The organism is Streptomyces sp. NBC_01537 (assembly GCF_045040445.1).
Classification (GTDB): domain Bacteria; phylum Actinomycetota; class Actinomycetes; order Streptomycetales; family Streptomycetaceae; genus Actinacidiphila.
Genome location: NZ_CP109392.1, coordinates 374,157 through 400,361 on the forward strand (window position 1 = coordinate 374,157; position 26,205 = coordinate 400,361).

Annotated in this window: 23 protein-coding genes and 1 pseudogene; 13 read left to right on the forward strand and 11 right to left on the reverse strand. The window is 73.5% G+C overall.

Features of this window, described 5'->3' with window-relative positions; genetic code table 11:
- Positions 1-85: 85 nt before the first annotated feature.
- Both OG607_RS01985 and OG607_RS01990 read left to right on the forward strand, forming a co-directional pair.
- Positions 86-883, forward strand: a complete 798-nt coding sequence (locus tag OG607_RS01985; protein ID WP_405717905.1) for an HAD-IIA family hydrolase — start codon at positions 86-88, stop codon at positions 881-883.
- Positions 884-1,035: 152 nt separating this feature from the next.
- Positions 1,036-2,343 (forward strand): hypothetical protein, encoded by a 1,308-nt coding sequence (locus OG607_RS01990; protein ID WP_405717908.1) that lies wholly within the window; start codon positions 1,036-1,038, stop codon positions 2,341-2,343.
- A gap of 6 nt (positions 2,344-2,349) precedes the next feature.
- Here OG607_RS01990 and OG607_RS01995 read toward each other — a convergent pair whose 3' ends face one another.
- The gene (locus tag OG607_RS01995; protein WP_405717911.1) at positions 2,350-2,769 is read right to left on the reverse strand and encodes an ankyrin repeat domain-containing protein; all 420 of its coding nucleotides are present in this window, start codon (positions 2,767-2,769) and stop codon (positions 2,350-2,352) included.
- 336 nt (positions 2,770-3,105) lie between these two features.
- On the opposite strand from OG607_RS01995, the gene OG607_RS02000 reads away from it, so the two are divergent.
- Positions 3,106-3,300 carry a hypothetical protein gene (locus OG607_RS02000; protein WP_018534760.1) on the forward strand — a complete coding sequence of 65 codons (195 nt, stop codon included), beginning with the start codon at positions 3,106-3,108 and terminating at the stop codon, positions 3,298-3,300.
- A 109-nt stretch (positions 3,301-3,409) separates the two neighbouring features.
- Positions 3,410-4,993, forward strand: coding sequence for a hypothetical protein (locus tag OG607_RS02005; protein WP_405717914.1), 1,584 nt, complete (start codon positions 3,410-3,412; stop codon positions 4,991-4,993).
- Positions 4,994-5,013: 20 nt separating this feature from the next.
- Here the strand turns inward: OG607_RS02005 and OG607_RS02010 are convergent, their stop codons facing one another.
- On the reverse strand, positions 5,014-6,507 hold the full coding sequence (locus OG607_RS02010; RefSeq protein ID WP_405717917.1) for a PLP-dependent aminotransferase family protein: 1,494 nt from the start codon (positions 6,505-6,507) through the stop codon (positions 5,014-5,016).
- A 98-nt stretch (positions 6,508-6,605) separates the two neighbouring features.
- On the opposite strand from OG607_RS02010, the pseudogene OG607_RS02015 reads away from it, so the two are divergent.
- Positions 6,606-7,193, forward strand: a pseudogene (locus OG607_RS02015) (YitT family protein); the annotation flags it as partial.
- Here OG607_RS02015 and OG607_RS02020 read toward each other — a convergent pair.
- Positions 7,194-7,934, reverse strand: coding sequence for a class F sortase (locus OG607_RS02020; protein WP_405717919.1), 741 nt, complete (start codon positions 7,932-7,934; stop codon positions 7,194-7,196).
- 212 nt (positions 7,935-8,146) lie between these two features.
- Here OG607_RS02020 and OG607_RS02025 point away from each other — a divergent pair, with 212 nt between their 5' ends.
- From OG607_RS02025 to OG607_RS02040, 4 genes are all read left to right on the forward strand, one after another.
- Positions 8,147-9,895 (forward strand): acyltransferase family protein, encoded by a 1,749-nt coding sequence (locus OG607_RS02025; RefSeq protein WP_405717921.1) that lies wholly within the window; start codon positions 8,147-8,149, stop codon positions 9,893-9,895.
- A gap of 260 nt (positions 9,896-10,155) precedes the next feature.
- Positions 10,156-11,268 (forward strand): hypothetical protein, encoded by a 1,113-nt coding sequence (locus OG607_RS02030; protein WP_405717924.1) that lies wholly within the window; start codon positions 10,156-10,158, stop codon positions 11,266-11,268.
- 183 nt (positions 11,269-11,451) lie between these two features.
- Positions 11,452-12,798 carry an MFS transporter gene (locus OG607_RS02035; RefSeq protein WP_405736478.1) on the forward strand — a complete coding sequence of 449 codons (1,347 nt, stop codon included), beginning with the start codon at positions 11,452-11,454 and terminating at the stop codon, positions 12,796-12,798.
- Positions 12,799-13,109: 311 nt separating this feature from the next.
- Positions 13,110-13,484 (forward strand): RNA polymerase-binding protein RbpA, encoded by a 375-nt coding sequence (locus OG607_RS02040; protein ID WP_329309887.1) that lies wholly within the window; start codon positions 13,110-13,112, stop codon positions 13,482-13,484.
- 65 nt (positions 13,485-13,549) lie between these two features.
- On the opposite strand, the gene fxsA is transcribed toward OG607_RS02040, so the two are convergent.
- The 6 genes from fxsA to OG607_RS02070 form a co-directional block, all read right to left on the reverse strand.
- Entirely contained in the window at positions 13,550-14,155 is a 606-nt protein-coding gene (gene fxsA, locus OG607_RS02045; RefSeq protein ID WP_405717926.1) for an FxsA family membrane protein, read from the reverse strand.
- A gap of 46 nt (positions 14,156-14,201) precedes the next feature.
- A complete protein-coding gene (locus OG607_RS02050; protein ID WP_405717929.1) occupies positions 14,202-14,981 on the reverse strand; it encodes a polyprenol monophosphomannose synthase in 780 nt (259 codons plus the stop codon).
- Positions 14,978-16,756 (reverse strand): apolipoprotein N-acyltransferase, encoded by a 1,779-nt coding sequence (gene lnt / locus OG607_RS02055; RefSeq protein ID WP_405717932.1) that lies wholly within the window; start codon positions 16,754-16,756, stop codon positions 14,978-14,980. The genes OG607_RS02050 and lnt overlap by 4 nt, the downstream gene beginning before the upstream one ends.
- A 326-nt stretch (positions 16,757-17,082) precedes the next feature.
- Positions 17,083-18,708 carry an amidohydrolase gene (locus OG607_RS02060; protein ID WP_405717935.1) on the reverse strand — a complete coding sequence of 542 codons (1,626 nt, stop codon included), beginning with the start codon at positions 18,706-18,708 and terminating at the stop codon, positions 17,083-17,085.
- A gap of 93 nt (positions 18,709-18,801) precedes the next feature.
- Positions 18,802-19,242 carry an Lrp/AsnC family transcriptional regulator gene (locus OG607_RS02065; protein ID WP_329309891.1) on the reverse strand — a complete coding sequence of 147 codons (441 nt, stop codon included), beginning with the start codon at positions 19,240-19,242 and terminating at the stop codon, positions 18,802-18,804.
- 35 nt (positions 19,243-19,277) lie between these two features.
- Positions 19,278-20,645, reverse strand: coding sequence for an amidohydrolase family protein (locus OG607_RS02070; protein ID WP_405717938.1), 1,368 nt, complete (start codon positions 20,643-20,645; stop codon positions 19,278-19,280).
- A gap of 70 nt (positions 20,646-20,715) precedes the next feature.
- On the opposite strand from OG607_RS02070, the gene OG607_RS02075 reads away from it, so the two are divergent.
- The 3 genes from OG607_RS02075 (at position 20,716) to OG607_RS02085 (ending at position 23,823) form a co-directional block, all read left to right on the forward strand.
- The gene (locus tag OG607_RS02075; protein ID WP_405717941.1) at positions 20,716-21,765 is read left to right on the forward strand and encodes an enoyl-CoA hydratase/isomerase family protein; all 1,050 of its coding nucleotides are present in this window, start codon (positions 20,716-20,718) and stop codon (positions 21,763-21,765) included.
- Positions 21,752-23,149, forward strand: coding sequence for a CoA transferase (locus OG607_RS02080; RefSeq protein ID WP_405717943.1), 1,398 nt, complete (start codon positions 21,752-21,754; stop codon positions 23,147-23,149). The genes OG607_RS02075 and OG607_RS02080 overlap by 14 nt, the downstream gene beginning before the upstream one ends.
- 218 nt (positions 23,150-23,367) lie before the next feature.
- Entirely contained in the window at positions 23,368-23,823 is a 456-nt protein-coding gene (locus OG607_RS02085; RefSeq protein WP_405717945.1) for a hypothetical protein, read from the forward strand.
- Between the two features lie 58 nt (positions 23,824-23,881).
- Here the strand turns inward: OG607_RS02085 and OG607_RS02090 are convergent, their stop codons facing one another.
- Positions 23,882-25,057 carry an acyl-CoA dehydrogenase family protein gene (locus tag OG607_RS02090; RefSeq protein ID WP_405717947.1) on the reverse strand — a complete coding sequence of 392 codons (1,176 nt, stop codon included), beginning with the start codon at positions 25,055-25,057 and terminating at the stop codon, positions 23,882-23,884.
- A gap of 291 nt (positions 25,058-25,348) precedes the next feature.
- Here OG607_RS02090 and OG607_RS02095 point away from each other — a divergent pair, with 291 nt between their 5' ends.
- On the forward strand, positions 25,349-25,747 hold the full coding sequence (locus tag OG607_RS02095) for a hypothetical protein (protein WP_405717950.1): 399 nt from the start codon (positions 25,349-25,351) through the stop codon (positions 25,745-25,747).
- An 83-nt stretch (positions 25,748-25,830) separates the two neighbouring features.
- On the opposite strand, the gene OG607_RS02100 is transcribed toward OG607_RS02095, so the two are convergent.
- Entirely contained in the window at positions 25,831-26,205 is a 375-nt protein-coding gene (locus OG607_RS02100; protein WP_405717953.1) for a hypothetical protein, read from the reverse strand.

Consider the following 26,205-nt stretch of genomic DNA (forward strand, 5'->3'; position numbering starts at 1 on the left):
GCCTTCCCGGTCTGCGGCGTCTGGCGGACAGCTGGCGGACAGCTATTCGAGCAGCCTACGGGTCGGCGGGCTACCGTCGGATGCCATGGAACGACTGCGAGGCGTGCGCGGCGCCCTGATCGACATCGACGGCGTCCTCACGGTCTCCTGGAAACCGCTGCCTGGCACGGTCGCCGCACTCGTGTCACTGCGCGAGCAGGGGCTGCCGCTGGCCCTGCTCACGAACACCACTTCGCGCAGCCGTTCCTCGATCGCGCGGACCCTGGCCGGCGCGGGCTTCCCCATCGGCGCCGACGACATTCTCACCGCGCCGGCCATCACGGCCGCGTATCTGGCCGAGCGGTACCCGGGTGCCCGATGCCTGTTGCTGAACAGCGGCGACATCGTGGAGGACCTCGGTGGGGTGACCTTGGTGGGCGAGGACGAGGGGCCCGATGTGGTTGTGGTGGGCGGCGCCGGTCCCGAGTTCGACTACCCGGCTCTCGACGAGGCGTTCCGCTGTCTGCAGCGCGGCGCCCGGCTGGTCGCCATGCACCGCAATCTGTACTGGCGCACGGATGCGGGTCTGCAGTTGGACGCCGGGGCCTTTCTGCTGGGCCTGGAGCGGGCGGCCGGAGTCGAGGCGGAGGTGGTGGGCAAGCCGTCCGGGGCGTTCTTCGCCGCAGCGCTGACGCGGCTCGGGGTCGGCGCGGCGGAGGCGGTGATGGTGGGCGACGACGTCGAGGCGGATGTGCTGGCCGCCCAGAGGGCGGGGATTGCGGGGGTATTGGTCAGGACGGGCAAGTATGTGCCGGAGGCGGTGCGGCGGGCCGGGGGCGTACCCGACAGGGTCGTGGATTCCTTTGCTGATGTGCCGGGGCTTCTGGGGCTCGGTTCGGCTTAGGGCCTGTCCGGCCGCTCGCGCGGTGACCGCGAAGGTTCGCCGGGTTGCGCGGCAGCCGGCTGCGCTTTGTCCTCGTTCCCCGGACGGGCTGAATTCAGCCCCAGGTCGGCAGGCACAACGGTGAAAGAGTCGCACGCGGGTATATGGGCGGTATGGCTGGAATAGCGCGGTTTGCACAGAGAGCTGCCGTGGTCCTCGCTGCCGTGCTGGCGCTCGCCACCGCAGGCGCTGCCCACGCGGACACCGGCATCGAGACGGCGGCGAAGGCGCTGCGCAGCAGCCCGGTCTATGTCGACCCGGCGGTTTCGGGAAAGCTGTCGGACGCCGACGCGCGCGGGCTCGCGCAGCGCATCCGGGATTCGGGGGTGCCGGTGTACGTGGCAGTGCTGCCGGACGACCCGGCCTACGGCGGCGATCAGGTCTTCGACCGGCTGCGGGCGGCCGTGGGACGGCCAGGGGTGTACGCGGTGGCGCTGGGTTCCCGGTTCGGTGCGGCGTCGGACGGGTCGGTGATCCCCGGGAGCACGGCGAGGTCACTGGCGCAGCGGAATCTGCGGGAGCACGCGGGTGACGCGTCGGCGGTGCTGGACGGCTTCGTGGCCGATGTCGCGTCGGCGGCCGCCTCCGGCAGGGCGGACCAGGGCGGCGGCACGGCGCGCACGTCGGGCGTCGGCGCTCTGGTGACACTGGGGGTCATCCTCGCGGTGCTCGCCGGGGGCGCTCTGCTGCTCGTACGGAGGAACGGCCGGCGCCGCCGGGAGCGGGAGCGGGCGGAGCTGGAGCAGGTGCGCGGGGTGGTGGAGGAGGACATCACGGCATACGGCGAGACCCTGGACCGGCTGGATTTCGCGCCATCCGATCCGGCGGCGACGCCCGAGATGCTGGAGGACTACGGCAGGGCCCTGGACGCGTACGAGACCGCGAAGGACAGGATGGCCGCCGCCGGCCGCCCCGAGGATGTACGGGCGGTGACCGAGGCCCTCGAAGGGGGCCGGTTCGCGCTGGCAGTGCTCGATGCCCGCCGCCGGGGCCTGCCGCTGCCCGAGCGTCGCCCGCCGTGCTTCTTCGATCCCCGCCACGGCCCCTCGGTCCAGGACGCCGAGTGGGCGCCCGAGGACGGTGCGGTGCGCACGGTGCCGGTGTGCGCGGCGGACGCGGCGCGGCTGGCGGACGGCGCGGACCCGGCGGTGCGTACGGTGCGGGTGGGCGAGGAGCGCCGCCCGTACTGGGATGCGGGTCCGGCGTACGGGCCCTGGGCGGGCGGCTATTTCGGGGCGTACGGCTCGATGTTCCTGCCGGGGCTGCTGGCGGGCACGCTGCTCGGCGGGTCGCTGGGCGGCGGATACGGGGGCTATGACGGCGCCGACGCGGGAGGGGACGGCTTCGACGGCGGGTTCGGCGGGGGCATGGGCGACGGCGGGGGCTTCGACGGAGGATTCGGCGACGGGGGCGGTTTCTGACTCCCGCTAAAGACCGAACAGCTTGAGCAGGTCGTCCTTGCCGAACATCCGCGCGGTGTCTACGGCCGACGGCGTACCGCGCCGGGGGTCCGCGCCGGCGTCGAGGAGTGCGCGGACGACGGCGTCCGCGCCCTTGAAGACGGCGCCGGCGAGCGGGGTCTGGCCCTTGCCGTTGGCGCGGTCGGGGTCGGCGTGGCGGCGCAGGAGGGCGGTGACGGCGTCGGCGTGGCCGTGGTAGGCGGCGAGCATCAGGAGTGAGTCGCCGCTGTCGTTGGTGAGGTTGACCGGCACTCCGGCGTCGACGTAGGCGGCGAGGGTGTCGGTGTCGCCGTGGCGGGCGAGGTCGAAGGCCCGGGTGGCGAGCTGGAGCAGTTCGGGGTCATGGGCGGGCTCGGTGCCGGTGTCGGGGATCGTCGGCTCGCTCATGGTTGTCCTCACTCCGGTCGCCGGTGGGGTGCCGGTCACCACCCTACGTAGCGTCAGCCGCCGCCACACCCCCGCGAGATCGTGCACCACGGGAGAAGCCATGGCCTCGGATCAGCCGCGGCGATCACCCGTACGGGCGTATTTTCCGGCCGATGGCGGGGCGCTGCGCATGGTGCGGGCCCAGGGCGGCAAGGATCGCGCCGACAGAACATCGAAAAGCGCCCGCTTGGGCGAAATTATCGATAAATCACCCATTTGCCGCTTTCCATTATCTATTACTTTCTGTGAGCATGGAAGAACTCATGGTGACAGTCCCCATCACACAGGAGTAACCCCATGATCCTGTCCATTTCAGGCGTCGTCCTGCTCGGCATCATCGTCTTCCTGTTCTTCCGCAAGGACGGACTGAAGGCATCCCACGCGCTCGTCTGCGCACTCTTCGGCTTCTATCTCGCGGGCACCGCCATCGCCCCGAGCATCAAGGCCGGCGGAGCCAGCCTGGCGAGCCTGCTGGGCGGGATCAAGTTCTAGCCCGGCCGTCCCGCACGGCCTTCCCCCGTGGGCCCGGCGCGCTCCTGCCGCTCCGGGCCCGTCCCGTTTCGCTCATCGCGTCCCGTCGCACGATCCTCTGGAGCACCACGTGGCCAGGCGTCCTCTCCCCGGCATCCTGAACGGCAGCCGTCCATCGCTGGGCTCGTCGCTGAGCCCCTCGCTGGCCCGAGGGCGCGATTTCGCGCGGACGGCGGCCGACGGCGCCGCCGATGTGCTCCATCCCCTGCTGGTGATCCTGCGCGGGCTGCGCCGCCAGACCGGCTGGCTGCACGCCTGGTGGGCGCACACCCCCAAGGACCGCCGCGGTCCCGCGCTGCTCCTGGTGGCCGCGATCGGCCTGGTCGTCGTGATGTTCCCCTACGGTCCCTACCTGGCGCTGACCGCGCTGATGGGCTCGGCCGCCTGGATGGGCCGCGACCGCAGCACCCCGGCGCCGGCCGGGCCCAGTGACGCCGAGAGCGCCCGGCTCAAATCGCTGTACGACGCGCTGGTGCCGTATCTGTCCGACCCCGGCGACCCGAGCCCGCTCTACGCGTACGAGGGCGACTGGACGGAGGCCTTCGGCGCGTACGAGTTCGAGGACGGCCGGCTGGTCCGGCTGCACCTGCGCTACCCGGCGTACTTCACCGACGGCGAGGCCGAGTCACGGATGCGCGTGGAGCAGGTACTGCACGCCAAGACCGGCCGGGGCCGGGAGTACCGCTTCGACTGGGACGAGGAGGAGAACCTGCTCGGTCTCACGGCTCTGCCCGCACTGCCCACCGGCATCGCCGCCCAGCGCTTCGTCACCGCCCCCGGCGAGACGGTACTCGGCTTCACCGACCCCGACGCCGTGCAGCGCACCGTGCCCGTCGCCGACGGCGAGGAGCTCCGGGACGCCCCGCCGGTCGTGTGGCGCACCGGACCGCGCTCGGCGGAGCCGCATCTGCTGGCGCTGGGCCGGCCGGGAACAGGCACGACCACGCTGCTGCGCTCCCTCGCCCTGCAGGCCCTGGCCCACGGCGACGTGGTCGTGATCGACGGCGGCGGCACAGGTGAGTACGCGTGCCTGTCCGGCCGCCCCGGCGTGCTGGCCGTGGAGAGCGGGCTCGCCGGGACGCTGGCCACGCTGGAGTGGGCGGCGCACGAGACGGAGCGGCGGCTCATCGCCGTCAACCGCGCCCGCCAGGCGGGCCGGCCCGCGCCCGAGGACACCCGGCGGCCCTTGTGGGTCCTGGCGGACCGCCCGACCGCCCTCACGCAGCTCGCCCACGCCGAGGGCCGCCAGGACCCGCAGGAGCTCCTCGACGTGCCGCTGCGGCACGGCCGGGCAGCCGGGGTCACGGTGGCGGTGGCGGACTCGCTCGACTCGGCCGAGGCCCTGGCCGGTGTGGTGGTCGCGCACACCCGGGCGCGCGTCGTGCTCGGCGCGGTCTCGGGCGAGGAGACCCGGCTGGTGCTGGGCGCTCCGCAGTGCGCGACGCCGGCTGCCGTGGTGCCGCCGGGGCGCGGGTATGTGCGCCTGGGCGCCGGGCCGGTGCTGCGGCTGCAGGTGCCCGCGACGCCGGACCCGTATGACGAGGAGACGCCGGAGGCGCAGCGGCGGGCGGTGCTTTCGCTGCTCCCGATGGCGGAGGCGCCGGAGGCCGAGAAGCTGCACATGCACAAGGCCGACCTCGAGCTGGAGCACTGACGGGGCCGGGGATCACAAGATCACGCCACGAACAGGCCCGCGCCCTCGCCTTCCGATCCCCCCCCGTGCCGCACGGCCTGCGCAGCCGCCGCGAGGCGGGCGACCGCGTCGCGGGCGACGGCTCCGCCGACGGTGAAGGGCAGTCGTACGTAGGACTCGAAGGCGCCGTCGATGCCGAAGCGGGGGCCGGAGGGGACGCGGACGCCGAGGCGTTCGCCGGCGACGGCGAGGCGGGAGCCGGAGACGTCGGCGGTGCGCACCCACATGGTCATGCCGCCGGAGGGGACGGCGAACTCCCAGTCGGGGAGCTGGTCGCGCAGGGCGGCGACGAGGTCGTCGCGGTATTCGCGGGCGCGTTCGCGGCGGGTGGCGACGGCCTCGTCCCAGCCGCCGGTGCGCAGCAGCCAGGCGACGGCGAGCTGGTCGACGACCGGGGAGCCGATGTCGAGGTAGGCGCGGGCGGTGACCAGACGGCGTACGACGTCGGGGGCGGCGCGGACCCAGCCGATGCGCAGCCCGGCCCAGATGGCCTTGCTGGCGGAACCGACGCTGATGACGCTGCCGCCGCGGTCGAAGGCGGCCATGGGGCGGGGCGGGGCGTCCTGCGGGTGGGGTTCGAGGGTGAGTTCGGCCATGGACTCGTCGGCGACGATGACGGTGCCGGCGGCGCGGGCGGTGTCGACGAGGGCGCGGCGCTGGTCGTCGTCGACGAGGGTGCCGGTGGGGTTGTGGTAGTCGGGCATGACGTAGGCCATGCGGGGCGCGGCGTCGCGCAGGACGCGTTTCCAGGCGTCGAGGTCCCAGCCGGCGAGGGCCTCGCGCATGGCGACGGGGACGAGCCGGGAGCCGCTGTCGCGGAAGAGGTCCAGGACGTTGGCGTAGCTGGGTGACTCGACGGCGACGCGCTCGCCGGGGGTGGTGAGGCGGCGGGCCGCGGCGGCGATGGCACCCATCGCACCGGTGGTGACCATGATCTGCTCGGGGCGGGTGGGGATGCCCCGGGCGGTGTAGCGCTCGGCGATGGCCTCGCGGAGCACGGGCAGGCCGGCCGGGAAGTCGCCGTGGGTGGCGGCGTAGGCGGGCAGGTCGGCCAGGGCGCCCTGGACGGCGCGCGAGAGCCAGGGCTCGGGGGCCGGGAGGGCGGCGCAGCCGAGGTCGATGACGCTGCTGGCGGCGTCCGGGGGCAGCGGTTCCAGGCCCCGGGTGGGCAGGGCGTCGCCCTCGGGCACGGCGGTCCAGGTGCCGGCGCCGCGACGGGAGCGGGCGAAGCCCTCGGCGCGCAGCGCCTCGTACGCGGCGGCCGCGGTGGTGCGGCTGATGCCGAGCGCCAGCGCCAGTTCGCGCTCGGCGGGCAGCCGGGCCGCGACGGGGATCCGGCCCTCCAGGACAAGCACCCGGATGCCGTCGGCCAGCCCCCGGTAGGCGGGAACCCGGCGGCCGCCCGCCCGCTGCGGCCTGGGGTCGAGCAGCCGGGCCAGATGGGGTGCTCCTACGGATGCGGTCCACTGGGACATCGTTTCCAGTCCACCTTCCGCGTATTGGCCATGTTTCGATCGTACCTTCAGGCCACAGAGTGGCACGAACATTGCGGTGATGACCAGTGGGGGTTCAGGTGCAGGGCCAATTCCGCAGAAGGATCGTTCATCTCTACACCGGGCTGGCGCTCTACGGTGCCAGTGCAGCTCTGCAGGTCCGGTCCGGGCTGGGACTGGATCCGTGGGACGTGTTCCACCAGGGCGTCTCGGAGCACACCGGGCTGAGCATCGGCACCGTCTCCATCGTGGTGGGCGCGCTGGTACTGCTGCTGTGGTGGCCGCTGCGTCAGCGTCCGGGCCTGGGCACGGTGTCGAACGTCTTCATCGTCGGGCTGTCCATGGACGCCACCCTGTGGCTGCTGCCGCAGCCGCACGGCCTCGGCGTACGCGTCCCGCTGCTGGCCGCCGGGATCGTGCTCAGCGGCGTGGCCACCGGCCTCTACATCACCGCGCGGTTCGGGCCCGGCCCGCGCGACGGGCTGATGACCGGGCTGCACGCGCGCACCAGGCGGTCCATCAGGCTGGTGCGCACCGGGATCGAGGTCACCGTGCTGGCGGTCGGCTTCGCGCTCGGCGGGTCGGTGGGGGTGGGCACGGTGGCGTACGCGCTGGCCATCGGGCCGCTGGCGCAGTTCTTCCTGCGTCTGTTCGCGTTCGACGGTCCGTCACTTCCGGCCGGTCATACGGGCGAAGACGACGACGTTGCCGGAGTAGCCGTTGGCCTTGGTGTAGGTGCCGCCGCAGGTGATGACCCGCAGCTCGGGGCGGGCGGTGTCGCCATAGACCCGCTTGGCGGGGAAGTCCTTCTTGGAGAAGACCTCGATGCCGTAGATCGTGAAGATCGCGGTGGTGCCGTCGGCGCGGGCCACCTCGATCCGGGCGTCCTTCTTCAGGGCCCCCAGGCCGTAGAAGACGGCGGGGCCGCTCGCGTTGTCCACATGGCCGACGATGACCGAGGTGCCGTCGGCGCCCGGTGAGACGGAGCCCTTGTACCAGGCGGCCAGGTTCTTGTACTGGGGCGGCGGGGTCTCGATGGTCTTCTGCTTGTCGAGCGCGACATTCATCAGGGGCGCGTCGATGCTGACCTTGGGGATCTTGATACGCAGCGGCTGGGACTCCGGCAGCGCTGCCACGGCCCCCTGCGCGCCGCCCGCCCCGCCGGCCCCGGGGAGCGCGGCCGAGGCTGCGGTCGGCTGGGGCGGGCCGTCGGTGCCTTCCAGCCCGTCGGCCATCATCACCAGACCGGTCAGCACCACCGAACCCACCGCCGTCACCACGACCCGCCGACCCCGCTTGGTGAGCCGCACCTGGGGCCGCTGCGGCGGCGCCCCCGCCGTGCGGCGGGGAGGACGGGCGGCTGCGGTGCGTGCCGGTACGGGAGAGCGGTCCCCGGGAGAATGCAGCATCACTGTCCTTACTGTGCTTGCTGTCCTTCAGCTACAGCCGGTCCGACGGCAGGTGATGGCCCGTCATATCCGACGGTAGGCCCGGCCGCGGCAGTCCGCGATCGCAGGCGGGCGAACGGGGCATCACCCGATCGGGTAGCTCAGCCGCCCGGCGTCCGGCAATCGGCGCAGGCCCGGATGCGCCGCCCACGGTCCGGGCCGACCGTGGACCGATGAGATCGGACTTCCGGCGCGCCCGAGGCCTGGACGGGCTGCGGGCACTGGCCGTGGCATGCGTCGTCGTCTATCACGTGCACGCGTCGTGGCTGCCGGGCGGCTTCCTCGGAGTCGATCTCTTCTTCGTCATCAGCGGCTACCTGATCACCAGTCTGCTCGCCGCCGACCACTGGCGATCCGGCCGGATCCGGCTCGGCGCCTTCTGGAAACGCCGCGCCCTTCGGCTGCTCCCCCTGCTGTGGCTCGTGCTCGCGGTGACCGCCTGCGCGGCCACGCTGACCGGCGGGGAGGCACACCGGGGCCTGCGCGGGGCGGTCGCCGCGGCCCTCACCTACCGCAGCAACTGGTGGCAGCTGTCCCAACACGACATGTACTTCACGCAGTTCGACGGCCTCGCCCTGCCCGTGCTCCAGCACCTGTGGTCGCTCTCCGTCGAGGAGCAGTTCTACCTGGGCTGGCCGCTGCTGCTGTGGGTCCTCATGTCCGTGCTGCGGCGGCAGCGGCGGCAGACCGCTTGCGCCCTCGCCCTGGCCGCCGCCTCGTTCGTGGCGATGGCGGTCCTCTACGAGCCGGGCTCGGACCCTTCCCGGGTGTACTACGGCACCGACACCCACGGCGGCGGCCTGCTGCTCGGCGCCGCCGTCGCGCTGACGCTCCCACTGTCCCGCGCCGGGACGCTGCGGCGCGCCCGGTACGTACGAGCCATCGACGCGCTGGGCGCTGCCGGTCTGGCAGGGCTTGCCCTCGGCGCGGTACTCGTCAGCGGCACCGGCGCCTTCCTTTACCGGGGCGGCCTGGCGGGCGTATGCCTTGCCGCCGCCGCGCTGACCTTGGCGGCCTGCTCACCGGGGCGCATGGGCCGGGCCCTGGGGTGGGCGCCGCTGGTGTGGCTCGGTCGGCGTTCGTACGGCATCTACCTGTGGCACTGGCCGGTCCACGCCTGCCTCGCGGCCGGGTCGGCGACGGGCCGGATCGTCGAGCTCGTGCTTCCGGTGGGCCTGGCGGCGGCGTCCTACCGCCTGGTCGAGGAGCCGCTGCTGCGACTCGGCTGGCGCGGCTGGGCCGAGGCCGTGAGCGCGCACGCCAGGAGCCTGGCGGTCCGTCAGCCCCGGGTCGCGCTGGGCATCGCGCTGGCCTGCGCGGCCGTGCTCGGCACGGCGTACGTCGGCGTATCGCGGGCCCCTTCCGGAGGTGGCGGGCTGACGGCCCAGATCGCCGCCGGGCAGCGGGCCGTCGCGGTGCGGCACGATGCCGTTCGTCGGGTGGCGGGCGGGAGTGAGATCACCGCGGTCGGCGATTCGGTGATGCTGGCCTCGGCGGGTGAGCTGGAGCGGCGGTTCCCCGGCATTGACGTCGACGCGGTGGTGGGGCGTCAGATGTCGTCGGCACCAGAGGTGTTGGCGGCACTTGAGGCGAGCGGACAACTGCGGCGGGCCGTAGTGGTGGGGCTCGGCACGAACGGTGACTTCGGTGACGCCGCCATCGAGCGGATCCTGCGCATCGCCGGTCCCGGACGGACCGTCATCTTCGTCAATGTCCATGTGCGCCGGAGCTGGGCATCCCACGTCAACGCAACGCTCACGGCGGGCGTTCGGCGGCATCGGGGCGTTGCGCTGGCGGACTGGGACGCGGCCATCTCCCGCTTCCCGGACAGGTTGTGGGGCGACGGCACGCACCCCCGGCCGTCGGGTGCGCGGCTGTACGCGGAGGTCATCGCGCGGGCGTTGCGGGGCGCGATTTCCTGACGGTCCGTCGGACACCCGCTGATGGCTCGTCACCCGTTCGATCGCGATCTTTAGAAGTTTCCTACGGCGCTCCCCCACTGGCCTGACCTGCATGTATGTGGTGACTGCGGCGGATCTGATGGCCCGTTCGGGGGACCTGAGGAGATCTTCCCGAAATGCGGGACGGGCGGAGCACCCGCGCAATTGATCACAAGGACGCGGTCGCAGTTCGACTCGAGGGAAGCAATCCCGCCTGCCCCGTCCGCAAGGAGGTTCAACCCATGCGTGTTTCACGCATTCTGGCAGGGGCGGTGCTCACCACGACCGCCGTGATGATGCCGGCGGCCAGCGCTTTCGCCGACTCCCCGGTCGTGACGCTCGATCCCCCCACCCAGGCTCGAGCCGGGGAGTCCGTGGATATCACCGCCACCGGTTGCCCCGCCAACAAGGCAACCGCCACTTCCCCCATCATCCCCGGTGGCAGCCTCACACTGGAAGGCTCAGGAAATACACCGTCAGCGACAGGACGCTTTCGGATCCCCTTCGGCACGATGGCGGGGGCCTACAGCATCACGGTGGCCTGTGACACGGGGAACCTGACGCCCAGCGTCAAGCCCTACACGGTTCTGCCTCCTCGCAACGGCGGCGGCGACGGCGGCAATGACGGCGGCAATGACGGCAACGACGGGCGTGACGACCACGGCCGCGGTGACAACGGCCGCGGTGACAACGGTCGGGGCGACCACGGCCGGGGCGACAACGGCCGGGGCGACAACGGCCGCGGTGACCACGGCCGGGGCGACCACCACGGCGGCGGCTTCGACCCGTGCGATGACAGTGGCTGGGGCGACGACGACAGCTGGGGCGGCGACAACGGCCGGGGCGACCACGGCCGGGGCGACAGCGGCCGGGGCGACAGCGGCCGGGGCGACAGCGGCTGGAACAAGGGCGACGACGACCGTGAGAACGGCCGTGGGGACCGCCCGCGCGGTGACCGCGGGGAGAGCGGCCGCCAGGAGTCGCAGGACAAGCAGGACTACGGCCTGGATGAGAGCGAGGGCTTCGGCAGCGCGGACGGCGCCGACGGCAAGAACACCGACGACTCGTGGGACGGCGGCCAGAACGGTGGCGGCTGGAAGCACGACAAGGGTGACGACGACGGCTGGGGCGGCGACCACGGCCGCGGCGACAACAACAGCTGGAACAACAACGGCAACGACGACTGCGACACGTTGGCCGCTCGGCCGGCCGGCAGCCCGCACACGGGTGTCGGCGGTTCGGTCGGCGGCCTGAACACCACCGAGACGGCGATCGGCACCGGGCTGCTCGCGGCGGTGGCCGGTGGCGGCATCTACATGGTGCGCCGTCGCCGCATGAACGGCGGCCAGGCCTGATCGTTGCGGACCTCCGCGATCAGGTGTGACCCCGCCCTGCCCCCGGGTGCCGCAAGGCGCCCGGGGGCAGTCATGTGCGCCGACAGCGGGCGATGGCATCATGGCCGGTCACATCGGCACGCGTAACAGCGGAGCGGCACCTTGGGCACGAGCGAGGCACAGGGCACAACCGACGGGCCGGAGGTGGCGGAGGCCGCCGACGCGGTCCGGGAGCGGCGCAGGGAACAGCGCGGCTGGTACTTCTACGACTGGGCCAACTCGGTCTTCTCCTCCAGCGTGATCACGGTCTTCCTCGGGCCGTACCTGACCACCGTGGCGAAGGCCGCCGCCGACGCGGACGGCTATGTGCACCCGCTGGGGATCCCGGTCCGGGCCGGGTCGTACTTCGCGTACGCGATCTCCGCCTCGGTCCTGCTCTCCGTGCTGGTGATGCCGCTGGCCGGTGCGGTGGCGGACCGTACGGGGCGCAAGAAGCCGCTGATGGGCGTGTTCGCGTACATCGGGGCCGCGGCGACGACGGGGATGTTCTTCCTGTCCGGGGACCGGTATCTGCTGGGCGGGGCGCTGCTGGTGACGGCGAATGTCGCGTATGCGGCGTCGGTGGTGATCTACAACTCGTTCCTGCCGCAGATCGCCGAGCCGCAGGAGCGGGACGCGGTGTCCTCGCGCGGCTGGGCGTTCGGCTATGCGGGCGGTTCGGTGGTGCTGGTGGCGAACCTCGTGCTGTTTTTGCAGCACGACGCGTTCGGGGTCTCCGAGGGGATGGCGGTACGGATCTGCCTGGCCTCGGCGGGGCTGTGGTGGGGCGCCTTCACGGTGGTGCCGCTGCTGCGGCTGCGCGAGCGCGGGGCCCCGAGGGAAGCCGGAGCCGGGGCGTCCGGGTCACTGGGGCAGGGCTTCCGGCAGCTGGCGGAGACCGTCCGGGACATGCGGCGGTATCCGCTGACGCTGGCCTTCCTGCTGGCGTATCTGGTCTACAACGACGGCGTGCAGACGGTGATCTCGCAGGCCTCGGTGTACGGCTCGGAGGAGCTGGGCCTGGGCCAGTCGACGCTGATCGCGGCGATCCTCCTGGTGCAGGTGCTGGCGGTGGCCGGGGCGCTGCTGCTGGGGCGGCTGGCGGCGCGGTACGGGGCGCAGCGCACCGTTTTGGGCTCGCTGGTGGCGTGGACGGTGACGATCGGGGCGGGTTACTTCCTGCCGGCGGGTGAGCCGGCGTGGTTCTTCGTGCTGGCGGCGGCGATCGGGATGGTGCTGGGCGGCAGCCAGGCGCTGTCGCGGTCGCTGTTCTCGCACATGGTGCCGCGCGGCAAGGAGGCCGAGTACTTCTCGGTGTACGAGGTGAGCGACCGGGGCACAAGCTGGCTGGGGCCGCTGATGTTCGGCCTGACGTACCAGCTGACGGGGAGCTACCGTGACGCGATCATCTCGCTGGTGGTGTTCTTCGCGGCCGGTTTCGTCCTGCTGGCGAGGGTGCCGGTGCGCCGGGCGGTGGCGGCGGCGGGCAATCCGGTCCCCGAGACGATTTAGCCGTGCGGGCCGCGGAGCGGTAGTGTACGCCGTTGGCCCGCCGGGCGGACCGTTACTGCGCGTCCAGGACTGGGAGGCGCAGGGTGACATCTCTCGTTAGATGTGACAAAACGGGCGCTGGTGGGTACAAAAAGGGGCGGCACGACGAAAGGAAAAAGCGCGGCGCACAGCGTCTCCTGTTAAGGGTGGCGGTGGGTGACGGGCGGGCGCATGTCCCGAAACGGGAATCTTCACCGCCGACCGGACGTTGACCGGATGACGACGACAGCGACACCTGTCCTGTGGGCGACAAAGCCCGGGAGGCACGATTCATGAGTGAGCGAGCTCTCCGCGGCACGCGACTCGGGGCGACAAGCTACGAGACCGACCGCGGCATCGATCTGGCACCGCGCCAGACCGTTGAGTACGCATGCCGGAACGGACATCGATTCGAGATGCCGTTCTCGGTTGAGGCCGAGATTCCGCCGGAGTGGGAATGCCGCGCTTGCGGCCAGATCGCTCTGCTGGTGGACGGAGAGGGCCCGGAGAAGAAAGAGACCAAGCCCGCGCGAACGCACTGGGACATGCTCATGGAGCGCCGGACGCTTGAGGAGCTGGAGGAAGTGCTGGCCGAGCGCCTCGCTGTCCTGCGCTCCGGGGCGATGAACATCGCGGTGCATCCGCGCGACAACCGCAAGTCCGCCTGACGCGTGGCACGGGCCCGTGAGGGGCGGGCCCGGCTCCGTAACCCGACCCCGGGAAGGGGCGCTGACTAGCGCCGCGGCCCGGGGTTTTCGTCGTCCCCAGAGATGTCCTGGGCGACGTTCTTGTCGACGACGACCTCGCCCTGGATGACCTTTCCGTCCGGGCGGTGGATGCGCAGCTGCTCGTCGGCGGTGCGGGCCTGCTGGAACAGGTCGCCGATCGACCCCGGCTCGTACGCGGCCCGGCGGCGGTCCAGCGAGCGGGCGGTGGCCTTGCGCAGCAGCGTCCGGGTGGGCGGGAAGAGCAGCAGCAGCCCGGCGGCGTCGGAGACGAAGCCGGGCACCATCAGCAGAAGGCCGCCGAGCATCGCCAGGCCGGTGCCCTTGTTTTCGGCGGGCTGGGGGGCCGTGGGCGCCGCGCCGGGCTGCTGGGCCTGCAAGGAGGCCGCCAGGCTCTGCCAGGCGCTGCGCCCGGCGCGTTTGACCGCGAGCCCGCCGAGGACGAAGCCCGCTATCAGCAGCAGGACGACGGTGAGGCCCGTGGTGGCCCGGGCCACCACGGTCAGCAGCCATATCTCCAGCAGCGCCCAGGCGGCAACCGCCAGCGGCACGATCGTGCGGAGGCGCGAGCGTCGCTGCTGGGGGGCCTGCGGGGGCATGGCTGAAGTCGTCATACGGTCAATTGTGCCGGGTGCCGCCGACGAACCCCGACACAGGCCCTCAGGTGCGGCGGGCTCCGCCGACGGCCCTGCCGACCTTGGCGGCGCGGGAGGTGATGCCCCAGCCGGTGACCCGCCACAGGGCCTCGACGATGATGTTGCGGCTCATCTTGCTGTCGCCGCGCTCGCGCTCCACGAAGGTGATCGGGACCTCGACGACATGGAAACCGGCCTTGACCGCGCGCCAGGCGAGATCGACCTGGAAGCAGTAGCCCGCGGAGGCCACCTCGTCCATGCCCAGGCCTTCCAGGGTCTCCTTGCGGAAGGCCCGGTAGCCGCCGGTGACGTCGCGGATGGGCACGTCCAGGAGGATGCGGGAGTAGGTGCTGCCGCCCCGGGAGATGAACTCGCGGGACTTGGGCCAGTTGACCACCCGGCCGCCCGGGATCCAGCGTGAGCCGAGGACGAGGTCGGCGCCCTTGAGCGCGGTGAGCAGCCGGGGCAGTTCCTCGGGCTGGTGGGAGCCGTCGGCGTCCATCTCGACCAGTACGCCGTAGCCGTGCTCGATGCCCCAGCGGAAGCCCGCCAGGTAGGCGGCGCCCAGGCCTTCCTTGCCCTTGCGGTGCAGGACGTGCACGGTGTCGTCGCCGATGGCGATCTCGTCGGCGAGTTTGCCGGTGCCGTCCGGGCTGTTGTCGTCGGCCACCAGGATGTGCGCGTCGGGCACGGCCGACCGGACCCTGGCGACGATCGGCTTGATGTTGTCGGCCTCGTTGTAGGTGGGGATGATCACCAACACCGTGCCGAGCGGGCCGTAGGCCCGCTGCCCCTCATCGCTCACTGCTGCCCCTTCGCAACTGTACGTTCCCGCCCCCGCCTGCCGAGCACGACGGCCGCAGCGCAGGACAGAAGGCCAACCATAGCGAGGGTCCACTCGGGAATGTCACCGACTCCGTCGGCGACCGTCTTCTCGTCGCGGAGCGGCAGTTTCGCGCTGATGACGTCCTGCGTGAACTCCTTGCTGCTCTGCTCGACCGTGCCGTCCGGCGCGATCACCGCGCTGATCCCGCTGGTGGCGGCGGCGACGACGGCGCGGCCGTGCTCGACGGCCCGCAGCCGGTACATGGCGAGCTGCTGCTCGGGCTGGCCGGTGCGGCCGTAGGTGGCGTTGTTGGTCTGCACGACCAGGGCGCGGGCGCCGGCGTTGACGGTGTCGCGCACGATCTCGTCGTAGGCCACCTCGAAGCAGATCACGTCGCCCAGCCTCGCACCGGCGATCTTGAGCACTCCGGTGCTCTTGCCCATGTAGAAGTCGCGCGGGATCTGGTCCAGCCGGCTGATGACCTTGGTGAGCTCCGCGCGGAAGGGCACGTACTCGCCGAAGGGCACCGGGTGCTGCTTGGTGTAGGAGGCGCCGGGGCCGGTCACCGGGTCCCAGACGATGCCCTCGTTCTGTACGTGCTTCGCGTCCGGGCCGTCGACGAGGGCGCCGACGAGGACGGGGACGCCGATGGCCTGGACGGCCCCGGTGATCTTCTCGTACGCCTCGGGGTAGCTGAACGGGTCGAGGTCGGAGGAGTTCTCCGGCCAGATGACCAGGTCGGGCTTGGGGACCTTGCCCGCCTTGACGTCGGCGGCGAGCTTGAGGGTGGCCTTGACATGGTTGTCGAGGATCTTCATCGGGCGGCCCAGGAAGTGCATGCCGGGCTGCTGGACATTGCCCTGGACGACGGCCACCTGGACGGAGTCGGCGGCGTCCGTGGGGACGGGCACGGCGTAGCCGGAGGCGAGCACCGCGCCGGACAGGGCGGCGGCCGCGGCGGCCGGCAGCGCCTTGCGGGCGGTGAGGGCCGTACGCAGGTCCGTACGGGGGCCCTGGCGCAGGCCGTACGCCCCGAGCGCCGCGGCGGCGAGCAGGCCGCCGGACAGGGCGACCGCGAAGGTCACCAGGGGGGCGCCGCCGAGTGCGGCGAGCGGGGTGAACGGCGAGCCGGTGTTGGCGAAGGCGAGGCGGCCCCACGGGAAGCCGCCGAACGGCAGCCGGTCACGGGCGAGTTCCTCGGCGACCCACAGGCAGGCGCCCCACAGCGGCCAGGCGCGGAGGCGGGCGGTGACGGCCAGGCCCGCGCCGAGCACGGCGATGAACGCCGCCTCGATGGCGGACAGGCCGATGACGGCGTCCCAGCCGACGACGTGCAACCACTGCAGCAGCCATACGAAGAAGGGGAACCCGAAGGCGAAGCCCAGCCAGGCGCCCTGGCGGGCGGTGCGGCCGCGGGCGAGGAGGGCGAGCCCGGCCACGGAGACCAGGGACAGCGGCCAGAGGTCGTACGGCGGGAAGGCGGCGGCCAGGGCGAGGCCCAGCACGGCGGCCACGGCGGTGCGGGGCGCTGCCGCGCGGGCCGCGGTGCGTATGCGGCGGAGCCGCCCCGGGCTCGGGCCTTCGGCCGGCGTCGGCTCCGGCCCTGGGTCCGGCTCCGGTGTTTCCGCCGGGGCCGGTACGGTTTCGCGCACGCGCACGGTCGCGGCCTTCCTTGCAGGTGGTGACGTTTTCAGATGTAGGTGACCGTACCTCGGATGGGTGCAGCGGCGCTGGGGGTGGGGGGTGATCCACATCTGCGGGGAGGGCCCGGGAACGCCCTTCGGGCCGACCTGGGGCCCGCTGGCTGCGGGCCGGCGACAAGGCCGTTGTCTACTGGGCGCCGGGTCCCTCCCCGGGTCTCACCTGCCGACCGGCGGCACCTCGCCGCGGCGGTGGGCGGAGGATCAGCGGTCGGACGTTGCGCGGTGGACTCGCCAGAACCTACTCGCCCCGGACCGTAGCCTGTCAACAGCCGTCTGACCTGCGCCGATTACCGGAATCAGCAGGTCAGTGCGGGGCCGCGGGTGCCGGTTCGGACGGCGCAGTGCGCACCGTTCGGGCGCATGGCGGGGGGCACGGCTCACTCGTTCGGCCGTGCGAAGACCGTACGTCCGGCCACGACGGTGCGCAGCGCGGTCGGGGCGTCGGTGCCGGGGGTCAGGTCGGGCAGGCCGGGGGTGCCGGAGCGGGGGTCGGTGGACCAGTTGGAGACCCGCTCGTCGGGGACCTGGACGACCAGGTCGCCGGTGCGCCAGACCGCGTAGTCGGCCGGGGCGCCGGGGACCAGGACGCCCGCGTCGTCGCGGCCGGCGGCGCGCCAGCCGCCGCGGGTGTGGGCGGTGAAGGCGGCGCGTACGGAGACGCTGTGGGCGGGGGTGCGGTGGAAGGCGGCGGCCCGCACCGCGCCCCAGGGGTCGAGGGGGGTGACCGGGCTGTCGGAGCCGAGGGCGAGCGGTACTCCGGCCCGGAGCAGGGCGGCGTACGGGTTGAGGGTGCGGGCCCGGCGTACGCCCAGGCGCTGGGCGTACATGCCGTCCTCGCCGCCCCAGGTGGCGTCGAAGGCGGGCTGTACGGAGGCAACGAGGCCGAGGTCGGCGAAGTCGGCGATGGTGGCGGGCGTCATCATCTCGGCGTGCTCGACGCGGTGGCGTAGGGCGCGGACCCGGGCGAGGCCCGTGCGCTCGGCGGCCTTGCGCACGCCTTGCGCGACGGCGGTGATGGCGGCGTCCCCGATGGCGTGGAAGCCGGCCTGGATGCCGGCCTCGGTGCACAGGGCGACGTGGTCGGCGATCGCGGCGGCGTCCAGGTAGGCGGTGCCGGAGTGGGTGGGGGTACCCCCGGCGAAGCCAGGGGAAGAGTCGGCATAAGGCTGGTGCAGGCAGGCGGTGTGGGAGCCGAGGGAGCCGTCGACGAAGAGGTCTCCCCCGGCGCCGGTGGCGCCCAGGTCGCGGATGCGGTCGAGGCCGGCGGCGTCGGTCACGGCCTCGGCCCAGTAGCCGAAGACGCGGGGGCCGGGCTCGGCGGCGGCGAGCGCGAGCAGGGCGGTCAGGTCGGCCTCGGAGGAGATGTCGGGGCCCGCGCACTCGTGGAGGGAGCCGATGCCCAGCGAGGCGGCGTGCCGGCGGGCGGCGCGCTGGGCGGCCTCGCGCTGGGCGGGCGTCACGGCGGCGTGCGCGGCGCGGCGTACGGCGTGGTGGGCGTCGCCGGTGAGGGGGGCGTCGGTGGGTTCGCCGCCCGAGACCCGCTGCTGGAGGGCGGTGGTGGCCAGCGCCGAGTGCACGTCGGTGCGGCTCAGGTACAGCGGGCGGTTCCCCGCCGCCTCGTCCAGTTCCGCGCGGGTGGGCGGACGGCCCTGCGGCCAGCGGGTCTCGTCCCAGCCGTGGCCGAGGAGCACCTCCTGCCCCGGGTGCGCGGCCACGTGGGCGCGGATCCGGGCCAGAGCGTCGGGCAGCGAGGCGGCCGTGCTCAGGTCGAGGCCGGTGAGGGCCAGGCCGGTGGCGGTGGTGTGGACGTGCGCGTCGGTGAAGGCGGGGGTGACCAGTGCGCCGTCGAGGTCGGTCACCTCGTCCACCCCGGCGGCGAAGGAGTCGGCCGCGCCCTCGGAGCCGATCCAGGCGACGGTGTCGCCGTCGACGACCATCGCGGTGGCGAAGGGGTCGGTGGGGCTGTAGACGAAGCCGTTGCGGAGCAACGTGGTCTGGCTCATGGGGTTCTGCCTTGTTTGTCGGCTGCGGGCCGGTGGCCGGTTTGTGCCAACCCGTTCCGCCATGCGGAAGGCCTTCCCACAAACCGGAGGGCGTCAGATGCGTGGGGGACGGGACTCGTACGGGGTCGACAGGACGACCGTCGTCCTCGTGGAGACTCCGGCGAGGGTGCGGATTCTGGCGAGCAGGTGCTCGAGTTCGCCGGGGGTGGAGACGCGGACCTTGAGGATGTAGTTCTCCTCGCCGGCGACGCTGTGGCAGGCCTCGATCTCGGGGACCTCGGCGAGCCGGTCGGCGATGTCGTCGGGGGCGCTGGGGTCGAAGGGCGCTACGGAGATGAAGGCCGTCAGCGACAGCCCGACGGCTTCGGGGTCGACGATGGCGGCATAGCCGCGGATCACCCCGCGCTGTTCCAGGCGGCGTACGCGCTGATGCACCGCCGAGGTGGACAGGCCGGTGGCCTTGCCCAGGTCGGTGTAGCTCATGCGCCCGTCGGCGACGAGAAGTTCCACGATGTGCCGGTCCAGCTCCTCCACAGCGCAAGAACCTACAGGGTTCATGGTCGTATGCGTCACTCAGGGGCTTCGCCGTACGCCGTCTCGCCCCGGCGCAGTGTCATGCGGACCAGGGCCGCGTCGGGGGCCTCGCAAGCCGCCTGCCAGGGCACGTGCAGCAGGCACAGGTCCGCGTCGTCGCCGGGCCGGACGGCCGGGCGGGCGAGCAGCCCGGTCAGGGCGGTCGCCGCCGCGACCCGCTCGGCGGGCGCAAGCACCCGGCCGGCGGGGGTGCGCCGGTCGCGCGCCGCCCGTACGGCGGCCCAGGGGTCGGGGCTGCCGTAGGGCGCGTCGCTGGAGGCGGAGACCGGGATGCCGGCGGCGAGCAGGGAGGCGTACGGGTAGAGGTGCGGCAGGTCGGCGGGGTCCACCTCGGCGAGATAGGTGTCGCCGCGCTCGGCGACGAAGACCGGCTGGGTGACCACGTGGACGCCGAGCTCCCGCATGTCCGCGTGGAGTTCGGGGGGTACGACGGCCGCGTGCTCGATCCGGTCGCCGGGGACGGGACCCGCTTCGTGCAGGGCGACCAGGGTCAGGATCAGCGCCTCGCGGGTCACGCAGTGCACGGCGACCGGGCGGCCGCCGCTCCCCCGGGCCGTTCGGACGCGGTGCAGCAGTTCGTCGTAGGGCCACAGGTCGTGATCGGACGGCAGCAGCTTGTACGGCTGCGGCCCCGGGCCCGGGGCGCCGAGCAGCGTGAGGTGCTGCGGCAGGCGGCCGTCGCGGGCGGCGCAGGTCAGCTCGGCCGCCGTGTCGTCGGGCAGATCGGGGGTGGCGTCGTGGAGGGCGGTCACGCCGTACGAGGCGTACAGCCGCCCCACCGCCGCCAGGTCGGGGACCTCGGCGGGGCCCAGGCGCTCGCGCAGCCAGCCGTCGAGCCGCCAGAGCCGGCCCGTGGCGCGGCCGGTGGCATCACGCTCGACGCCGGCGGGCAGCGGCGGGCCGGGGTCGTCGAGGCCGAGGAAGCGGGCGCCGGCGCTGTTCACCGTCCACAGGGCGCCGCTGCGGTGCTGGACGCGGACCGGGCGGGCGGCCACGAAGGCGTCGAGGCGGTCGCGGTCCAGCGGGCCGGCCACCGACTCGTGGTAGCCCACCCCCCGGATCCACGCCCGGTTCGTGGGCGCGCGCAGGGCCGCCGCGAGCCGGTCGGCCGTGCGGACCGCGGGCGGCCCGCAGTCCACCGAGTCCAGTGACGCGGCCAGGGCCATCAGGTGTACGTGCCGGTCGGCCAGGCCGGGCAGCAGCGCGCCTCCGTGCCCGTCGACGACCCGGTCGCCGGGGCGGGGGCGGAGGGCGCCGATCGCGGCGATGCGCCCGTCGGCGGAGACGGCCACATCGGCGCGGCGGTCCCGTAGCCCGACGTCGCGCAGGAGGATCCGGTTCACCGATGCCCCTTCCGCGCCGGTCCGGGAGTGCCGGGGTACTGTACGGGAACTCAGCAGTCTGGCAGGACGCATGATCACCCTCGAAGAGCTCGCCGACGGGGCCGGGACTCTGGAGTTGTCCCCGGTGGGACAGCCCGTGGAGCCGCTGGCCCTCGTGGACCTGGACGGGCCCGGGAGCCCTGCCGCTGCCCTCGCCGCGGCGCAGGCCGCTACCACGGCGCAGCGCGTGCTGATCGGAGTCGGCAAGGGACCGCTGGATCCCGCCCTGGCACCGGTCGCCGAAGCTCTGGCCTTCACTCTTGTCCCTCTCGCCGAGGAGGACCGCTCCGCTGCCCTGGTCGGCGTGGAGAACCCTGCGGCGGCCGCCGGCGCCGTGGCGGCGTACGCGAACGCCTCGCCGGTCGCGGCCGTGACACTGACCGGGCTGCTCCGGCTGACCGAGCGGCTCGACGTGCCGGACGGCCTGGTCGCGGAGTCGACGGCCTACTCGATGCTGCTGGCCGGTCCCGAGTTCGCCCGGTGGCGCGCCCGCACGCCCCGGCGCCCGGCGGATGACGGTGCCGGTGCCGGGCAGGAGCCGGTGCTGCTGGACCGGGAGGGCCCGGTTCTGCGGGTCGCCCTGAACCGCCCCGCCCGCCACAACGCCTTCAGCCGGGGGGTGCGCGACGGGCTCGTGGAGGCGCTGGAGCTGGCCCGCCTGGATCCGACGGTGGCGCGCGTGGAGGTGAGCGGGAACGGTCCGTCCTTCTGCAGCGGTGGCGACCTCGACGAGTTCGGGACCACCCCGGACGTGACCGCCGCGCATCTGATCCGGCTGCGGCGCAGCGCCGGGCACTCGGTGCACCGCTGCGCGGAGCGCGTACGGGTCCGGGTGCACGGTGCCTGCATCGGCGCGGGTATCGAGATCCCCGCGTTCGCCGGGCGGGTGGAGGCGCGGGGCGACGCGTACTTCCAGCTTCCCGAGCTGCGCATGGGGCTCGTGCCTGGGGCCGGCGGGACGGTGAGCGTCACGCGGCGCATCGGGCGATGGCGGACGGCGTATCTCGTGCTGAGCGGTGAACGGGTCGATGTGCGGACCGCGCTGCGGTGGGGTCTGGTCGACGCCTGTGCCGATCTCTGACGGTCCGGCGGCGCGGCACGCGGCGCGGCTGCTCACCACGCTGGGCGAGGCGGTCCCGGACCGGCTGCCCGGCCTGGCACCGGGCGGTGGCAGTGCGCTGGCGGACTGGGCGGCGTCGGGGGCGATGGCGCTCACCGGCCGGCCCGGCGGCCCTCCGCTGGCCGCGCCGGGGGCGCCGGCGAGCGCGGTGCGCGGTGCGCTGGCGGCGTTCGGTGTGCTGAGCGGCGCCCGCGCGCTGCCCGGTGCGGGGCTGCTGGGTGAGCGTGCGGCCCTGATGGGCCTGGCCCGGCAGGGGCCGTGGTCGGCCGGCGGCTCCTTCCGGGCGCTGCGCACGCGGGACGGCTGGGCGGGGGTGTCGCTGGCCCGCCCGGACGACCGCGAGAGCGTCCCGGCGCTGGTGGAGGGCGCCGTCGGGGAGGGCCAGGAATGGACGGCCCTGGCCTTCTGGGCGCTCGGCCGGTCCTCCGCCGCGGTGGCCGGCAGGGCGCAGCTGCTCGGCATCCCCGCCGCCGCCGTGCCCCCCGCACCGGGCGCGGCCGGGGACGAGCAGGCCGGGGACGAGCAGGCCGAGCAGCGGCCGGGCTGGCTGGTGAGCACCCCCGGCGGGCCGCGCCGGCACCGCCGGGCACGCCCGCTCGTGGTGGATCTGACGGCGCTGTGGGCGGGCCCGCTGTGCGCGTCGCTGCTGGGCCTGGCCGGGGCCGAGGTGATCAAGGTCGAGAGCCCCGGCCGGCCGGACGGCGCCCGGGCCGGAGCGCCCGCCTTCTACGACCTGCTGCACTCCGGCCATGCCTCGGTGGCGCTCGATCTCGCGTCTCCCGGGGGCCGGGACGCGCTGCTGCGGCTCATCGGGCAGGCGGATCTCGTCCTGGAGTCCTCGCGTCCCCGGGCGCTTCGTCAGCTCGGCATCGACGCCGAGGAGGCCGTCGCGGCGGGCACCGCCTGGCTGAGCATCACCGCGTACGGCCGCACCGGTCCCTGGGCAGGCCGCGTGGGCTTCGGCGACGACGTCGCGGCCGCCGCGGGCCTGGTCGTCCGGGACGCCGAGGCCGGGGCCGACGCCGGGGCCGACGCCGTGCTGCCGTGCGGCGACGCCCTGGCCGATCCCCTGACCGGGGTGCACGCCGCGGTGGCCGCCGCGGCGGCGCTGCGCGGCGAGCGGGCGTGTCTGCTGGACGTCTCGATGCGCGAGGTCACCGCGCTGGCCGCGCTCGGCCCGGCCGAGCCGCACACCGTGCGGCGCCGGTCCCCGGGCGGCTGGGAGGTGGAGACGGCCGGCGGCGTCTTCCCGGTGCTCGCTCCCCGTGCCCGCCGGGCCGCACGGCCGGCCGCCCCGCTCGGCGCCGACACCGCCCGCACGCTGGCCCGTTGGGGCGGGCCGTAGGGGCGGGGAACGTAGGGCGCAAACAGCGCGAACAGGCGCCCGCGGGGGCGCGAAAGGCCCGCCCGGCGGGCGGTGTGACGAAGGCCACACCCCGTGTTCCCGCTCACAGGTACGCCGGTGATTACCCGGGGCGGCGGGCGGGAAGTGCTCGCTATGGCCGGGGCCGAGATGCCCGGCCGGCCCCGCTGAGGGCGCCCATCCTGAGGGGGAATGCATCTATGCGCACCCATGCACGGTCCAGCCGCGGCGGCGAACGAGGTCTGGCCGCGGTCGAGGAGGAGCACGAACGCACCCCGGCGTTCGAGCTGGTCACGGCGGAGGCGGAGGACGCCGAGGACGGCTTTGACGACGACGCGCAGGACCTGGACATCTTCCGGGTCGCCTGCCCCGACTGCGCCCGTCCCATCGCGCTCCTCGGTGACGAGGACGTGCTGCCGGAGCACGCGCTGTGCCCGACGCCGTGGAACCCCTTCGGCCTGACGGTCTGCCCCGGGTCCGGCCGTGCCGCGCATGACGCGACGCCCGCCACCGGTGCGGCCGACGGCGACGACGAGTCCGACCTCGCCTCGCTGCTGACGCTCCCGGCCGGCCTGGACTGGCGCACCCAGCCCTTCTCGCACGTGGGCGGCGCGGGCTCGCGGCCGCTGCGGGTGCCGCTGCAGCGGGCCGCGTAGACCGTACGTACGGACCCGTCCGGCGGTTGTCCTCAATCGCCGGACGGGCTGTGAGGCCCTACGGTTTGCTCTCGGGCCCCGCCAGGTGACGGGCGATCACCATCCGCTGGATCTGGTTGGTGCCCTCGACGATCTGCAGGACCTTGGCCTCGCGCATGTACCGCTCGACGGGGAAGTCGGCCGTGTAGCCGTACCCGCCGAGGAGTTGCACGGCGTCGGTGGTCACCTGCATGGCGGCGTCGGTGCAGAAGAGCTTGGCCATGGCGGCCTGCCGGGAGAAGTCCAGGCCCGTATCGCGCAGCCGGGCGGCGGCGAGGTAGAGGGCGCGGCCGGCCTCGATCCTGGTGGCCATGTCGGCGAGCATGAAGCGCAGGCCCTGGAAGTCCACCAGCGGGCGGCCGAACTGCCGCCGGGTGAGGGTGTATTCGAGCGCCTCGTCGAGGGCGCCCTGGGCGAGGCCGATGGCGCAGGCGGCGATGCCGAGCCGGCCGGAGTCGAGGGCGGACAGGGCGATGGTGAAGCCCTGGCCCTCCTCCCCGACGCGCCGGTCGTCGGGGACGGTGACGCCGTCGAAGTGGACCTGGGCGGTGGGCGAGCCCTTCATGCCCATCTTCTTCTCGGGCGGGGCGGCGAGCAGGCCCTGCGCGTCCCCGGGGACGAGGAACGCGGTGATGCCGCGCGGCCCTTCGGCTCCGGTGCGGGCGAGCACGGTGTAGAAGTCGGCGACGCCGCCGTGGGTGATCCACGCCTTTGTGCCGTCGATGCGCCAGTTCCCGCCCTCGTGGACGGCCCGGGTGCGCAGGGAGGCGGCGTCGGAGCCGGCAGCGGGCTCGGAGAGGCAGTACGCGCCCAGCAGGGCGCCGCCGAGCATCGCGGGCAGGTGCTCGGCCTGCTGCTCCTTGCTCCCGAAGTGGGCCACGGCGTGGCAGGCGAGGGTGTGGACACTGACGCCCAGTCCGACGGTGAGCCGGGCGGCGGCGAGCTCTTCGAGGACCTGGAGGTAGACCTCGTAGGGCTGTCCCCCACCACCGTGGTCCTGCGGATAGGGCAGGCCCAGCAGCCCGGCCTCGCCGATCAGGGCGAAGAGCCCGCGCGGGAAGGTGCCCGCGTCCTCCTCCTCGGCCGCCCTCGGCCTGATCTCCCGCCGGACCAGCTCGCGTACGAGCGTGAGCAGGTCGCGGGCCTCCTCGCCGGGCAGCTGTCGGTCCACCGGTGGCCGGCCGTCCTGGGGCATGGCGGCGCTCTCCTCCCTGTCGGGCGCTGCGGCGGCGTCCGTCCAGGGTGTGGGCGGGCGTGCCGTGGGTCGTCACCGTCTGCCCATGGTCTCTCCCGCCGGGTCTCGGCGCGGCCTGACCGGGGCTGCGGCGTGACGACTGTGCCCGATCGGCGGTCTCTGCTCGCGCGGGGGCGCATTCTGGCATATGTGCGCTCCCAGGACCGGGAAATCCGCAGGCCCGGCGGCGCGGGCCGCTGAGCGGCTAGCCTCGGCCGGGTGCAGACCCTTGGAGCCTCGACAGGGCGATCGATGACCGTACGGACCGTACGACTGGCCGCAACGACGGCCGTGGCCCTGCTCGCGCTGGCCGGCTGCGGATCCGGGTCCGGGTCGGACGCGAAAGCCCCGACCGGCGGACCGGTGGGCCTGAAGAAGATGGCGGGCGCCATCGGCTGCACGGCGTCGCTGCAGACGGACAGCGAGGAACTGCGGCAGGCCAGTTGCACCACGGCGAAGGCGACCTACATCCTGCTCACCTTCACCACCCAGTCCGGCCAGCGTGCCTGGCTCACGGACGCGAAGCCGTACGGCGGCTCGTATCTGGTCGGCACCCGCTGGGTGGTCGAGGCGGACCCGGAGGCCCTGACGCCGGTGCAGAAGGAACTCGGCGGATCGGTGGAGTCCGGGGAGGACCACACCGGGCACTGACACCGCTGACCGCTCCCCGTCCGGCCGCTCCCCGTCCGGCACGCACGCCCCACACGCGCGAACCGGTCGGTGGGTCAGATGCCTCAGACGTCCAGTTCCGCCTCGATGCGCTTGAGCTGGTGGCGTGCCATCGCCAGGTTGGACCGCTCCCTGTCCAGGGCGAGATACAGGAAGAGGCCCTTGCCCGCCCGTCCGGTGATGAGCCGGATCAGGTGGTACTGGGAGCCGAGGGTGATGAGGATGTCCTCGATGCCCTCCTTGATGTTGAGCATCTCCATGGTCCGCATCTTGGCCCTGACCACGTCGGTGTTGCCCGCGGCCGCGACCGTGAGGTCGAGGTCCTTGGTGCCGCCGAGGGTGCCGAGCGCCATGCCGCTGCTGTAGTCGACCAGGGCGCAGCCGATGACTCCCTCGATAGAGGTCATCAGGTCCTTGAGCGCGGTTTCGGTGTTGGCCAT

What these genes read in the sequence shown, in the direction of transcription:
- OG607_RS01985 (WP_405717905.1), top strand. Translation starts at nt 86, where the DNA reads ATGGAACGACTGCGAGGCGTGCGCGGCGCCCTGATCGACATCGACGGC.
- OG607_RS01990 (WP_405717908.1), top strand. Translation starts at nt 1,036, where the DNA reads ATGGCTGGAATAGCGCGGTTTGCACAGAGAGCTGCCGTGGTCCTCGCT.
- OG607_RS01995 (WP_405717911.1), bottom strand. Translation starts at nt 2,769, where the DNA reads ATGAGCGAGCCGACGATCCCCGACACCGGCACCGAGCCCGCCCATGAC.
- OG607_RS02000 (WP_018534760.1), top strand. Translation starts at nt 3,106, where the DNA reads ATGATCCTGTCCATTTCAGGCGTCGTCCTGCTCGGCATCATCGTCTTC.
- OG607_RS02010 (WP_405717917.1), bottom strand. Translation starts at nt 6,507, where the DNA reads ATGTCCCAGTGGACCGCATCCGTAGGAGCACCCCATCTGGCCCGGCTG.
- OG607_RS02020 (WP_405717919.1), bottom strand. Translation starts at nt 7,934, where the DNA reads ATGCTGCATTCTCCCGGGGACCGCTCTCCCGTACCGGCACGCACCGCA.
- OG607_RS02025 (WP_405717921.1), top strand. Translation starts at nt 8,147, where the DNA reads ATGAGATCGGACTTCCGGCGCGCCCGAGGCCTGGACGGGCTGCGGGCA.
- OG607_RS02030 (WP_405717924.1), top strand. Translation starts at nt 10,156, where the DNA reads ATGCGTGTTTCACGCATTCTGGCAGGGGCGGTGCTCACCACGACCGCC.
- OG607_RS02040 (WP_329309887.1), top strand. Translation starts at nt 13,110, where the DNA reads ATGAGTGAGCGAGCTCTCCGCGGCACGCGACTCGGGGCGACAAGCTAC.
- fxsA (WP_405717926.1), bottom strand. Translation starts at nt 14,155, where the DNA reads ATGACGACTTCAGCCATGCCCCCGCAGGCCCCCCAGCAGCGACGCTCG.
- lnt (WP_405717932.1), bottom strand. Translation starts at nt 16,756, where the DNA reads ATGTGGATCACCCCCCACCCCCAGCGCCGCTGCACCCATCCGAGGTAC.
- OG607_RS02060 (WP_405717935.1), bottom strand. Translation starts at nt 18,708, where the DNA reads ATGAGCCAGACCACGTTGCTCCGCAACGGCTTCGTCTACAGCCCCACC.
- OG607_RS02075 (WP_405717941.1), top strand. Translation starts at nt 20,716, where the DNA reads ATGATCACCCTCGAAGAGCTCGCCGACGGGGCCGGGACTCTGGAGTTG.
- OG607_RS02085 (WP_405717945.1), top strand. Translation starts at nt 23,368, where the DNA reads ATGCGCACCCATGCACGGTCCAGCCGCGGCGGCGAACGAGGTCTGGCC.
- OG607_RS02090 (WP_405717947.1), bottom strand. Translation starts at nt 25,057, where the DNA reads ATGCCCCAGGACGGCCGGCCACCGGTGGACCGACAGCTGCCCGGCGAG.
- OG607_RS02095 (WP_405717950.1), top strand. Translation starts at nt 25,349, where the DNA reads ATGACCGTACGGACCGTACGACTGGCCGCAACGACGGCCGTGGCCCTG.
- OG607_RS02100 (WP_405717953.1), bottom strand. Translation starts at nt 26,205, where the DNA reads ATGGCCAACACCGAAACCGCGCTCAAGGACCTGATGACCTCTATCGAG.